This is a genomic window from Pseudomonas sp. GW821-FHT09D08, from assembly GCF_059416305.1.
The window spans coordinates 37,594-50,488 of record NZ_JBWKOX010000022.1 but is presented as its reverse complement, the minus strand read 5'-3'; the positions used below and the strand labels follow the sequence as shown (position 1 = coordinate 50,488).

Below are 12,895 nucleotides of genomic sequence, written 5' to 3'. Positions count from 1 at the left end.
AAGACAGTGCGCCAAGGAGGTCATCGCCGTGAGCCTAGCCCCCGTTCTATCGCCGCAGAATGTCAAAGACCAGGTCAGCGCTGCCGAATGGCAGACCCGCGTCGACCTGGCGGCCTGTTATCGCCTGGTGGCGCTGCATGGCTGGGATGACCTGATCTTCACCCATATCTCGGCCAAGGTGCCGGACACCGATGACTTCCTGATCAACCCCTACGGGCTGATGTTCCACGAGATCACCGCGTCGAGCCTGGTCAAGGTCGACCTGGCCGGCAACAAACTGATGGACAGCCCCTACGACATCAATCCGGCGGGCTACACCATCCACAGTGCCATCCATGAAGTTCGCCATGATGTGACGTGCGTGCTGCACACCCACACGGCTGCGGGTGTGGCCGTCGCTGCGCAGAAGCAGGGCGTGTTGCCCATCAGCCAGCAATCGCTTTTCGTGCTGTCGAGCCTGGCCTACCACGCCTACGAAGGCGTGGCCTTGAACCACGAAGAAAAAGCCCGCCTGCAGGCCGACCTCGGGGATAGCAATTTCCTGATGCTGCACAACCATGGCCTGCTGACCTGCGGCAGTACCATTGCCGACACCTTTCTGATGATGTTCACCTTCCAGCGTGCCTGCGATATTCAGGTGCTGGCGCAGAGCGGCGGCGCCGAATTGATCGCCATCGGGCCGCAGATTCTTGCCGGTGCCAAGGCGATGGTGGCGGCTGTTACAAAGAGCGCCCAAGGCATGGGCGGCGCGCTGGCCTGGCCGGCCTTGCTGCGCAAATTGGACCTGCAAGACCCAGGGTATAACCGCTGATGCCACTCGCCGAAATCCCGCTCAGAGTCTGGCGCAAGCGTGGCCAGGATTTCGTCTTTCGCGGCCGTACCCTTCGCTATTGGGTGGCCGGGCAGGGCGAACCGCTGCTGCTGATCCATGGCTTCCCCACGGCCAGTTGGGACTGGCATTACCTCTGGCAACCCCTGGCCCAGCGGCACCTGGTGATCGCCTGCGACATGCTCGGCTTCGGTGACTCGGCCAAGCCGCTGGACCACGATTATTGCCTGCTGGAGCAGGCGGACTTGCAACAGGCCCTGCTCGAACACCTGCGGGTGGAACAGCCGGTGCATGTGTTGGCCCATGACTATGGTGACAGCGTCGCCCAGGAACTCCTGGCCCGGCACTACGAAGGCCGGTTTGAGATGGCCAGCTGTGTGTTCCTCAATGGCGGGTTGTTCCCCGAAACCCATCGCCTGGCGCTGGTGCAAAAACTCTTGCTCAGCCCCTTGGGCTGGATGATCGGCCGCGCCTTTGGGCGCAGTGCCTTGTCTGATAGTTTCGGCCAGATATTCGGCCCCGACACCCGCCCCAGTGAAAGTGCCCTGGATGATTTCTGGAGCCTGATCAATGCCAACGGCGGCACGCGCATCCTGCACAAACTGATCGCCTACGTCCCCCAGCGCCGTCGCCTGCGTGATCGCTGGGTCGGCGCGATGCAGCGCGGCGAAGTGCCGTTGCGGGTGATCGACGGCGAAGTGGACCCGATCTCCGGCGCGCATATGGTCGAGCGTTACCAGCAACTGGTGCCCGACGCCGACACGGTGTTGCTGGCCAATATCGGCCACTACCCGCAGATCGAGGCGCCGGTGCAGGTGCTCAGGCACTACCAGGCCTTTCGTGATCGGCTCGGGCAGCCGGCCTCGCAAGTGGCCTATTCCTGATCCCGAATCCTTTTCTGTAGGAGCGAGCTTGCTCGCGAAAATCGTCAACGATAACGTGGGAATCCTGACACCACGCGGCGCTCTGGGATTTTTCGCGAGCAAGCTCGCTCCTACAGAGAGACGAGTCATCATCCCCCAGCCTTATCGAGCACCATTCAGCCTCCGCCGTATTTATTGTGACCGCAGGCGCGTTGCCGGACACTCGAACCATTCCCATTGTCGCCAGCGGAGTTTGGTATGAGTGAGTCAGTGCAGTTCCAGGATAAGGTCGTGATCGTCACCGGTGCCGGCGGCGGATTGGGCCGGGCCCATGCGCTGCTGTTCGCCAGGCACGGGGCCAAGGTCCTGGTCAACGACCTCGGCGGTTCTACCCAGGGCGAGGGCGCCAATGCCTCCGCCGCCGACCGGGTGGTCGCCGAGATTCGTGCTGCGGGTGGTGTCGCCGAGGCCAACCATGACTCTGTCACCGACGGTGACAAGATCGTCCAGAACGCCCTCGACGTTTTCGGCCGCATCGACGTAGTGGTCAACAACGCCGGCATCCTGCGTGACAAAACCTTCCACAAAATGGACGACGCCGACTGGGACCTGGTTTACCGCGTGCATGTCGAAGGTGCCTACAAAGTCACCCGCGCCGCCTGGCCTCACCTGCGTGAGCAAGGTTATGGCCGGGTGATCTTCACCGCGTCCACCTCGGGCATCTACGGCAATTTCGGCCAGTCCAATTACGGTATGGCCAAGCTCGGGCTGTACGGCCTGACCCGCACCCTGGCCCTGGAAGGGCGCAAGAACAACATCCTGGTCAATGCGATTGCCCCCACCGGCGGTACGCGCATGACCGAAGGCCTGATCCCGCCGCAAGTGTTCGAGCGCCTCAAGCCGGAACTGGTCAGCCCGCTGGTGGTGTACCTGGGCAGCGAAGCGTGCCAGGAAACGTCCGGGCTGTTCGAGGTGGGTGGTGGCTGGATCGGCAAGACCCGCTGGGAACGCAGCCTGGGCGTGGGCTTCGACCCTGAAGCCGGGTTCTCCCCCGATGACGTGGCGGCGCATTGGGCGCAGATCTGCGACTTTGAAGGCGCAGCCCACCCCAACGACAACATCGAAGCGCTGAAGGAGATGATGGCGAACTTGCAGAAGTACAGCCTGTGATCGTTGCTTGAAAAAGCTTGAATCCCACGGGGCGCTGATGGCGCCCCGTTTTATTTCAGGCAAAAAAAAGCCGCTGCAAACGCAGCGGCTGAAGTCAGACGTTGGATCAAGGAGCGACAAATCAACGTCAGTGAACACGGGTAACAGATTGAAAACAGGCATCAATCCATTCAAGTCTGGCTGTTCTTCCCGAGGGGAAGCGGGCTGTCTGCCCTGAAAGCCAGGCAAGAATAGTCGGTTGTTACAAAATGAGTAATCCCGATTCATGACAAGGACTGTTACTGAAAGCGCAACAGTTTCAGGGCAAGCCATCCATTCCCCTGATAACCCGCCATCCACCCAATCCATGGGCCCGCCCGCACCCCGGCCAGAGCGGCTTGTCATCCTTTCGAGCGATAGAGCGAATCCCTCCTTGGTGCGCTTATCGCTCCTGATGCGCGGCAGTAGGGTGAGGCCTTCTGTCACTCACCGGGGAAGACGCATGACAAAAACAACAATGCGCGCCATCTTCACGCCACAGGCGCTGGCCGCTGCGGTTGCGTTGGGTTGCTGTGCCCAGGCACAGGCTGTTTCCTTCAACATTGGCGAGATCGAAGGGCAATTCGACTCCTCGCTGTCGGTCGGCTCGAGCTGGGGCATGCGCGATGCCGATAAAAAACTCGTGGGCACCGTCAATGGCGGCACGGGGCAGGCTTCCACGGGGGATGACGGGCGTCTCAACTTCAAGAAGGGCGAGACCTTCTCCAAGATCTTCAAAGGCCTGCATGACCTGGAGCTGAAGTACGGCGACACCGGTGTGTTCGTGCGCGGCAAGTACTGGTACGACTTCGAACTCAAGGACGAAGACCGCGAGTTCAAGCAGATCAGTGACCACAACCGCAAGGAAGGCGCCAAGTCCAGCGGCGCGCAGATCCTCGATGCGTTCGTCTACCACAACTACTCCCTGGGCGACCTGCCGGGCACCGTGCGCGCAGGCAAGCAGGTGGTCAGTTGGGGCGAAAGTACCTTCATCGGCAACTCCATCAACAGCATCAACCCGATTGACGTGTCGGCGTTCCGTCGGCCCGGTGCCGAGATCAAGGAAGGGCTGATCCCGGTCAACATGCTGTTCGCGTCCCAGAGCCTGACCAACCAACTGACCGTGGAAGGCTTCTACCAGCTGGAGTGGGATCAGACGGTGCTGGATAACTGCGGCACCTTCTTTGGCAATGACGTGGCGGCGGATGGCTGCACCGGCAACTACACGGTGGGTAGTCCGGCGATTGCACCGCTCCAACCGATCGCAGCGGCTCGCGGCCAAGGCTTTGTGGTGACCCGCGAAGGTGTGGTGGTGCAGCGTGCCGGTGATCGCGATGCACGGGACTCCGGCCAATTCGGCGCAGCCTTGCGCTGGCTGGGCGATGACACGGAGTACGGCCTGTACTTCATGAACTACCACAGCCGCACCCCGACTGTGGGCACGATTACCGCCAACACCAATCTGGCGACCATCGGTGGTATCGCGGCGGCCGCTCCGGCGGGCTTCGGTTCGGCCCTGGCCCAGAGCACCATGCTCGGCCGTGGCCAGTACTACCTCGACTATCCGGAAGACATCCGCCTGTTCGGCGCCAGTTTCTCCACCACCTTGCCCACCGGCACGGCGTGGACCGGCGAGATCAGCTACCGCCCGAATGCACCGGTGCAGCTCAACACCACTGACTTGACCCTGGCCCTGATCAACCCGATTGCCGGCAATGCGGCATCGCCGATCCGTTCCTCCTTCGGCGCCGACAACAAGGGCTACCGCCGCAAGGAAATCACCCAGATCCAAAGCACCATGACTCAGTTCTTCGACCAGGTGCTGGGCGCTGAACGCTTGACCCTGGTGGGCGAAGCGGCCGTGGTGCATGTGGCCGGCCTGGAGGATAAATCCAAGCTGCGTTACGGCCGCGACTCGGTGTACGGCGCCTATGGTTTCCAGGGTGACACCGACGGTTTCGTCACCTCCACCTCCTGGGGCTACCGCGCGCGGGCGATCCTCGACTACAACAATGCGATTGCCGGGGTGAACCTCAAGCCCAACCTGTCCTGGTCCCATGACGTGGCCGGCTACGGGCCCAACGGGATCTTCAATAAAGGCGCCAAGGCCATCAGCGTCGGCGTGGATGCGGACTATCGCAGCACCTACACCGCCAGCCTCAGTTACACCGACTTCTTTGGCGGCGACTACAACACCTTGACCGACCGCGACTTCCTCGCCCTCAGCTTCGGCGTGAACTTCTGATTTGGCTTAAAAAAGAAGGACAAGAATCCATGCGTAAGACAATTGCAGTATTGGCCCTCAGCCTGTTGGCTTCCCACGTGATGGCGGCGGTGTCGCCGGAAGAGGCGGCCAAGCTGGGCACCACCCTGACACCGGTCGGCGCCGAAAAAGCCGGCAACGCCGATGGCTCGATCCCGGCGTGGACCGGCGGTATCCCGAAAAACGCTGGCGCGATAGACAGCAAAGGCTTCCTCGCCGACCCGTTCGCCAATGAAAAACCGCTGTTCGTGATCACCGCCGCCACGGTGGACAAGTACAAGGACAAACTCTCCGACGGCCAGGTGGCGATGTTCAAGCGCTACCCCGAGACCTACAAGATCCCGGTGTACCCGAGCCACCGTACGGTCAACCTGCCACCGGATATCTACGAGTCGATCAAGCGCAGCGCGCTGAACGTCAAGACGATCAACGACGGCAACGGCCTGGAAAACTTCACCGGCAACCGTTACTACGCGTTCCCGATTCCCAAGAATGGCGTGGAAGTGCTGTGGAACCACATCACCCGTTACCACGGCGGCAACCTGCGCCGCATCATCACCCAGGCCACCCCGCAGACCAATGGCAGCTACACGCCGATCCGCTTCGAGGAGGAAGTGGCGGTGCCCCAGGCGATTCCCGATATCGACCAGGCCAAGGCGGCCAACGTGCTGAGCTATTTCAAGCAATCGGTGACCGCCCCGGCACGCCTGGCGGGCAACGTACTGCTGGTGCACGAGACCCTCGACCAGGTGAAGGAGCCACGCCTGGCCTGGATCTACAACGCCGGCCAGCGCCGCGTGCGCCGCGCGCCGCAAGTGTCCTATGACGGCCCGGGCACCGCGTCCGACGGCCTGCGCACCACCGACAACTTCGACATGTTCTCCGGCGCCCCCGACCGCTATGACTGGAAGCTGGTGGGCAAGAAAGAGATGTACATCCCCTACAACAGCTACAAGCTCGATTCGCCGTCGCTCAAGTACGACGACATCATCAAGGCCGGTCATATCAACCAGGACCTGACCCGTTACGAACTGCACCGCGTGTGGGAAGTGGTCGGCACGGTCAAGCCGAGCGAGCGGCACATCTACGCCAAGCGCCACATGTACATCGACGAAGACAGCTGGCAAGTCGCGCTGGTGGATCACTACGACGGTCGTGGCCAACTGTGGCGCGTCGCCGAAGGCCATGCGCAGTTCTACTACGACCACCAGGTGCCGGCCTACACCGTCGAGACCCTGTACGACATCATTGCCGGGCGCTACATCGCACTGGGCATGAAGAACGAGGAGAAGAGCAGCTTCGTGTTCGGCTTTGCGGCCAAGGCAGCGGACTACACCCCGGCGGCGTTGAGGGCTGAAGGCGTGCGCTGATCCCAATATGAAATGCAATCAAATGTGGGAGGGGGCTTGCCCCCGATGGCGGTGTATCAGTCAACCAATCCAGTGACTGACAGTCCCTCATCGGGGGCAAGCCCCCTCCCACAGTGGGTTTTGTACACATGGGGTTCTGTGCATGGCCTTCAATCATTGTGCTGAATACTTCTTCAACAACCACCCGCCACAGGACTAGGGTAAGCACCAGGTTGCATAACAATAAAAAAGCAGGATGCAGCAATGACTGCCATGACACGCTGCCTGGACCGTCCTGGATTCATGCCCCGGCTGTCCGCTCACCATCTGCTGCGCCCACGCCTGGCCGAGCCGTTGCTGACGGACCAGGCCAGGGTCAAATTACTCTGCGCCCCCGGCGGCAGTGGCAAGAGCGCACTGCTCGCCGAATGTGCGTTGCAGGCGCCAGCGGGTTGCCAGGTGTACTGGTTGCCCCTCAATGGCGCGGTGCTCAGCCCCCTCGATCTGTGCCTGCGGCTGGCGCAAAACCTGGGCCTGACGTTTACCGATGAAACCACCTTGCTGCTCGACCTTAGCCGCTGGCAGGCCTCGGCGTGGCTGTTCCTCGATGATTTTTGCCGCTTGCCCACGCCCGACACCGACGCCTTGCTCGACCGCCTGCTCACCGCCAGCAGCCCGGCCCTGACCTGGTGGCTGGGCGCACGGCGGCGACCGGCGTGCAACTGGCCGCGCCTGCTGCTCGACGATGAGTTGCTCGAATGTGGCGCCGAACTGGCCTTCAGCCCTGGGGAAATCCAGCAACTGCTCAGCCATGCCCCCGGGCATTCGGTCGACAGCGTGCAGCAGTTCAGCGCCGGTTGGTGCGCGGGCGTGCGCATCGCCCTGCTGGGGGATGGGCACCCCGACAAGACCTTGCTCGACTACCTGCAACACGAACTGTTCAGCACATTGCCGCCGGAGCTGGCGGAGGCCTGGCGCGTGCTGGCCCATCTGCCGCGCTTCAACGCCGGCCTGTGCGAGCACTTGTTCGGCGCGGGTGACGGTGACCAGTACCTGAGGGATCTGCAGGTGCTCGGCGCCTTTATCCAGCCGTGGGAAGACACCGACTGGCTGCAGGTTTTTCCGCCCCTGGCGCAGTTGATGCAAAACGAGCCCTGGCCGGCCAAACGCTCCTGGCATCGCCGCGCCTGCCAATGGTTCTGCGCCGAACAGGACTGGCAGGCCGCCTTCGAACAGGCGCTGCTGGCCGAAGAATATGAAATGGCAGTGAGCCTGTTGCAGCATTTCAGTTTCGAGGACCTGTTCCGCCAGCAGAACGCCGTCTTGCTGTTGCACCTGCATGAGCAGCATGGCGATGAGTTGATGCTCGGCTCGGCACAACTGGTGGGGCTGGTGACGGCGGCGTTGCTGTTTGCCGGGCGCTTCGAGCAGGCAGCGGTGTGCATCGATCAACTGGCCCGGTTTGCCCCGCAACCGACGGCGGCGCAGCAGCGGTATTTATTGGCGCGCTGGCAGGCGCAATGGGGCTGGCTGCTGCACCTGGGCGGCGATGCCGAGGGCTCGCGCCTGCATTTTCTGGAGGCGCTGCAGGCCTTGCCCGACAGCGCGTGGACCTCGCGGCTGATGTGCCTGTCGGGCCTGACCCAGCAAGCCTTGTTGCGCGGCGAATTGGACGTGGCCCAAAGCCTGAACCGCGAAGCGCTGTGCCTGGCGCGCGCCCAGGGTTCGTTGTTGCTGGAGGCGCTGCTTGAGCTGGATCACGCTCAACTGCTGGAACAGCGCGGTGCCCCGTACCGGGCCCAGAGCCTGCTGGAAAATGTACAGGCCATGTTACTTGAGCAGCGGCTCAAGGCCGGCCCCTTGGTGGGGCGTATCGCCTTGCGGCGCGGGCACCTGGCCTTGCGCCAGGGCCAGGACAGCCTGGCCGCCGAGTGTTTCGACACGGGCTTGAAGATGTGCCTGCACAGCCAGGACAAGCGCGTGCTCTACGGCTTTCTCGGCCTGGCACTGTTGGCTGCCAACCGTGGCGATTACGCCCAGGCCTTTGTCCAGTTGCGTGAGGCCGAGCGGCTGATGCAGCAACGCCAGGTGCCGGACACGGTGTACCGCGCGGTGCTGCTGTTGGTCAGCGGGCATTTCTGGTTGCAGCAGGGGCGCGCCGAATTGACCGTGGAAGCGGTGCGCCGCGTGCTGCGTCACTTCCGTGGGCCCCAGGCCAAACAAGCACCGCCGGCGACCCTGGAACTGATCCCGCGTCTTGAATACCTGTTGGTGCTGGCGGAGGTGAAGCTGGGCTGCGCCGAGCAACCGCTGGAACGGCTCCACGCCTTGCTGCAAGCCACCCATCAGCGCGGCATGCTGTGCCTGGAAATCGAACTGCACCTGGTGCTGGGCGAAGTCGCCTGGCAGTTGGGTGATCCGGCCTTGGCGCGCCGCTCGCTGCAAGCCGGCCTGGAGCTGGCGGCGCGTTGCCAGGTGCAGCAAGCGATTCGCGAATTGCGTCTACGCGCGCCGGGACTGCTGAGTGAGCTGGGCCTGGAACCTCAGGCATCAACCCCGGGCACGGTGGAAAACCCCTTGAGCCAGCGCGAACTGGAAGTGCTGCAACTGATCGCCCTCGGCAGTTCCAACCTGGAGATTGCCGACCGCCTGTTTATCTCCCTGCACACCGTCAAGACCCATGCGCGGCGCATTCACAGCAAGCTCGGCGTAGAGCGGCGTACCCAGGCGGTGGCCAAGGCCAAGACCTTGGGCCTGATGGTTTAGATGAACGCCTGACGGTAGTCGCCGGGCGTGGCGCCCATGGCCTGGCGGAAGCGATGGGTAAAGTGGCTGGCGCTGGAAAAACCGCACAGCAGGGCAATCTCGCCCAACGGCAGGGCGCCGCCACGCAGCAGGCTCTGCGCGCGGGTCAGCCGGCGCGCCAGCAGGTACTGATGGGGCGGCAGGCCGAAACTTTGGCGAAACATCCGGGCGAAATGGTACTCCGACAACGCGCACAACCCAGCCAGTTGCCCAAGGCTGATGGGGTCTTCCAGGTGCTGGTCGATGTAGTCCACCAGCAACCGTCGTTGGTAGGCGGCCAGCCCGCCTTTCAACCGCAGGCCTTCGCGGGCGCCCACCTGGCTGAGCAGGGTGTGGCTGAGCATTTCATGGGCGAGGCTGCTGGTGAGCAGGCGTTCGGCGGGTTCATCCCAGTTGAGGGCGATCAACTGGTGGAAGCGTCGGGCCAGGCGCTGGTCTTCCAGGAAGGTACTTTCCCGCAGCTCCAGCGTGCGCGGTTCGCGGTCAAGCAGGGTAACGCAGCCCAGGGCAAATTGTTCCGGGCTGAAATACACGTGGGCCAGGCGGATTTCACCGTTGATCACCCAGGCCGATTGGTGCTCGGCAGGCAGGATGCACAGCTTGTCGGGGCCGCCCTTGGTGCCCGGACGGTCGCGCCGAAACGTGCCGGTGCCGCCACCGACATAGCAGGACAAGGTGTGATGGCTGGGCGCCTGGTAGTCCTGGGAATCGTGATGGTTGCTCCACAAGGCTGCGGACAAGCCGTCACCGAGCTCGGCGCAGGCTTCCAGGCGTGCGTTGGGCGAGCGGTTAAGGGCTTGGAAGACTTGCAGGGATTCCAGGTCTGGCATGGTGTGTGTTCTCCGACGCCTTGCATCCTACTCCGCGAGGCTGGCGCTGTGATCCCATCGCCCGACAAAAGCGCAAGATTGTGCAAGAGCCTTGCCCGGGTTGAAGGCGACACTGTGGCTCAATCGATGGAGCCCGCTATGAACCTTTCCCTGTATTTACTCACCGTGCTGATCTGGGGCACCACCTGGATCGCCCTCAAATGGCAATTGGGCGTGGTGGCGATTCCCGTGTCCATCGTCTACCGCTTCGGCCTGGCGGCCCTGGTGTTGTTTGCGTTGTTGCTGGTCAGTCGCAAGTTGCAGGTGATGAACCGGCGCGGGCACCTCATCTGCCTGGCCCAGGGGCTGTGCCTTTTCTGTGTCAACTTCATGTGCTTTCTCACGGCCAGCCAATGGATCCCCAGCGGCCTGGTGGCGGTGGTGTTTTCCACGGCCACGCTGTGGAATGCGCTGAACGCCCGGGTGTTTTTCGGCCAGCGGGTGGCACGCAATGTGTTGATGGGCGGTGGCCTGGGCTTGGCCGGCTTGGGCCTGCTGTTCTGGCCGGAGCTGGTGGGGCATGCCGCCAGTCCGCAGACCTTGCTGGGGTTGGGGTTGGCGTTGCTGGGGACGATGTGTTTCTCGGCGGGCAATATGCTCTCGAGCCTGCAGCAGAAGGCCGGTTTGAGGCCGTTGACCACGAATGCCTGGGGCATGTTGTATGGTTCGTTGATGCTGGCGACCTACTGCGTGGTGCGCGGCATTCCGTTTGAGATGGACTGGAGCGCACGTTACATCGGTGCGTTGTGGTACCTGGTGATTCCGGGTTCGGTGATCGGTTTTACCGCGTACCTGACCTTGGTCGGGCGCATGGGACCGGAGCGTGCGGCGTATTGCACGGTGCTGTTCCCGGTGGTGGCGCTGAATGTGTCGGCGTTTGCCGAAGGCTACCAGTGGACCGCGCCGGCGTTGGCGGGGTTGGTACTGGTGATGCTGGGGAATGTGTTGGTGTTTCGTAAGCCTAAGGTGGCTCAGCCGGTGAATCCGATCCTTCAGGCAAAGCAGGTCTAGTGTGGGAGGGGGCAAGCTCCCTCCCACATTTCCTGCATTTCTCACATTTGACCGAGTTGTCTGGTTTATTTGAGCCCTAAACGCTTGGCCATCCGGCCGAGGTTGGCGCGGTCCAGGCCCAGTTCGCGGGCGGCGCCGGCCCAGTTGTGCTGGTGGCGTTCCAGGCAGGCGTTGATCACTTGGCGCTGGTAGTCCTCGGTGGCCTGGCGCAGGTCACCGGTGACGGCCAGGGCGGTTTCTGCCGCTGCTTCGATCACCGGCGTGCTGACGTCGGGCAAGTCCAGGTCTTGGGCACTCAGGCTCAGAATCTTCGGGCGTTCGCGACAGTTGCCCAGGGCTTTCAGCGCGCTGCGGCCGATCAAATGTTCCAGCTCCCGCACATTGCCCGGCCAGTTATAGGCCAGCAGCGCCGCCTGGGCATCGCTGGTCAGGCGCAGGCTGCCCAGGCCCATGCGTGAGCGGTTCTGCTCGAGGAAGAAGCCGGCCAGCAGCAACACATCACGCCCGCGCTCGCGCAGGGCCGGCACTTGCAACGGGTACACGCTCAGGCGGTGGTAGAAGTCGGCGCGGTAGCGGCCGTTGCGCACTTCGTCGGCGAGATCGCGGTTGGTGGCGGCGATCAGGCGCACATCCACCTGGTGTTCCTTGTCCGAGCCCAGGCGCTGCAACTGGCCGCTTTGCAGCACCCGCAGCAGCTTGGCCTGCACGCTCAGGGACAGTTCGCCCACTTCGTCCAGAAACAGCGTGCCGCCATTGGCCAGCTCGAACTTGCCGCGCCGTTCATTCAGCGCGCCGGTGAAGGCGCCACGCACATGGCCGAACAACTCGCTTTCCACCAGGGTTTCCGGCAGGGCCGCGCAGTTGAGGCTGATCAGTGGTTTGTCCGCACGGGACGACGCCGCGTGAATGGCCTGGGCCACCAGTTCCTTGCCCACCCCGGTTTCGCCGGTGATCAGCACCGTGAGGTCGCTGCCACCCACCAGCTTGATTTCCTCCACCAGGCGCTTGTGGGTTTTGCTCTGGCCGATCATTTCCTTGTGCTGCTGGCCGCTGGCCTGGCGGTAGATCTCGGCGCGCTGGTGTTCGTCTTCGGCGCGCAACGCCAGGCGTTCGATACGTTCGGCCACGTTGACCGTGGCGGCGGCGAGGCTGGCGAAGGCTTGCAGGGCGTCCAGTTCCACGCGTTCGAAGCGTTCGGTGTCCAGTGCGTCCAGGGTCAACAGGCCCCAGGGCAGGTCGTCGACGAACAGCGGGCAGCCCATGCAGTCGTGGACTTCCAGGTGGCCGTGCACGCCATCGACCAGGCCGTCGTAGGGATCGGGCAATTCGCTGTCACTGTCAAAGCGTGTGGGCCCAGGGCTGCTGAGTAACACGGCGAAGCGCGGATGTTCGCTGACCTTGAAGCGGCGGCCCAGGGTGTCTGCGCTCAAGCCATCCACCGCCAGCGGCACCAGCGACTCCCCGTCCAGGCGCAGCAGGGCGGCCGCATCACACGGCAACAGGGCGCGCATGGCTTGCAGCAGGCGTCGATAGCGTTCGCCTTCGGGCAGTTCCCGCGACAGGTCGGCGACCAGCGGCAGCAGGGTGGTGAGCAGCGAGTGTGCAGTCATAATGACTCCTTGTAGTCCATATGACTATAAGGTGTAGGAGGTCATACTGACTATATAATGTTCAACCTATTGAAATTAAAGGATTTATAAGTTGGCATGAATACTGAG

At 62.9% G+C, this 12,895-nt stretch carries 9 protein-coding genes; 7 read left to right on the top strand and 2 right to left on the bottom strand.

The annotated features are described in order from the left end of the window. Window positions 1-28 precede the first annotated feature (28 nt). The 6 genes from AC07OP_RS26940 to AC07OP_RS26915 all read left to right on the top strand — a co-directional run bounded on the left by AC07OP_RS26940 (window position 29) and on the right by AC07OP_RS26915 (window position 9,258). Window positions 29-811: a class II aldolase/adducin family protein gene (locus AC07OP_RS26940; protein WP_495102765.1), complete on the top strand. Its 783-nt coding sequence runs from the start codon at window positions 29-31 to the stop codon at window positions 809-811. Then, window positions 811-1,713 carry an alpha/beta fold hydrolase gene (locus AC07OP_RS26935; RefSeq protein WP_027607632.1) on the top strand — a complete coding sequence of 301 codons (903 nt, stop codon included), beginning with the start codon at window positions 811-813 and terminating at the stop codon, window positions 1,711-1,713. The genes AC07OP_RS26940 and AC07OP_RS26935 overlap by 1 nt, the downstream gene beginning before the upstream one ends. Before the next feature lie 237 nt (window positions 1,714-1,950). Further along, window positions 1,951-2,862, top strand: a complete 912-nt coding sequence (locus AC07OP_RS26930; RefSeq protein ID WP_074847598.1) for an SDR family oxidoreductase — start codon at window positions 1,951-1,953, stop codon at window positions 2,860-2,862. A gap of 481 nt (window positions 2,863-3,343) precedes the next feature. Next, window positions 3,344-5,125: a DUF1302 domain-containing protein gene (locus AC07OP_RS26925; RefSeq protein ID WP_081744486.1), complete on the top strand. Its 1,782-nt coding sequence runs from the start codon at window positions 3,344-3,346 to the stop codon at window positions 5,123-5,125. A gap of 29 nt (window positions 5,126-5,154) precedes the next feature. Then, window positions 5,155-6,513, top strand: coding sequence for a DUF1329 domain-containing protein (locus AC07OP_RS26920; RefSeq protein WP_065939021.1), 1,359 nt, complete (start codon window positions 5,155-5,157; stop codon window positions 6,511-6,513). Between the two features lie 243 nt (window positions 6,514-6,756). Next, a complete protein-coding gene (locus AC07OP_RS26915) occupies window positions 6,757-9,258 on the top strand; it encodes a LuxR C-terminal-related transcriptional regulator (RefSeq protein WP_495102764.1) in 2,502 nt (833 codons plus the stop codon). On the opposite strand, the gene AC07OP_RS26910 is transcribed toward AC07OP_RS26915, so the two are convergent. Further along, window positions 9,255-10,127, bottom strand: coding sequence for a helix-turn-helix domain-containing protein (locus AC07OP_RS26910; protein ID WP_495102763.1), 873 nt, complete (start codon window positions 10,125-10,127; stop codon window positions 9,255-9,257). The two genes, AC07OP_RS26915 and AC07OP_RS26910, sit on opposite strands and share 4 nt — an antisense overlap. A gap of 138 nt (window positions 10,128-10,265) precedes the next feature. On the opposite strand from AC07OP_RS26910, the gene AC07OP_RS26905 reads away from it, so the two are divergent. Further along, the gene (locus AC07OP_RS26905) at window positions 10,266-11,177 is read left to right on the top strand and encodes a DMT family transporter (RefSeq protein ID WP_495102762.1); all 912 of its coding nucleotides are present in this window, start codon (window positions 10,266-10,268) and stop codon (window positions 11,175-11,177) included. A 65-nt stretch (window positions 11,178-11,242) separates the two neighbouring features. On the opposite strand, the gene norR is transcribed toward AC07OP_RS26905, so the two are convergent. Continuing rightward, entirely contained in the window at window positions 11,243-12,787 is a 1,545-nt protein-coding gene (gene norR, locus AC07OP_RS26900; protein WP_495102761.1) for a nitric oxide reductase transcriptional regulator NorR, read from the bottom strand. Between the last annotated feature and the right edge of the window lie 108 nt (window positions 12,788-12,895).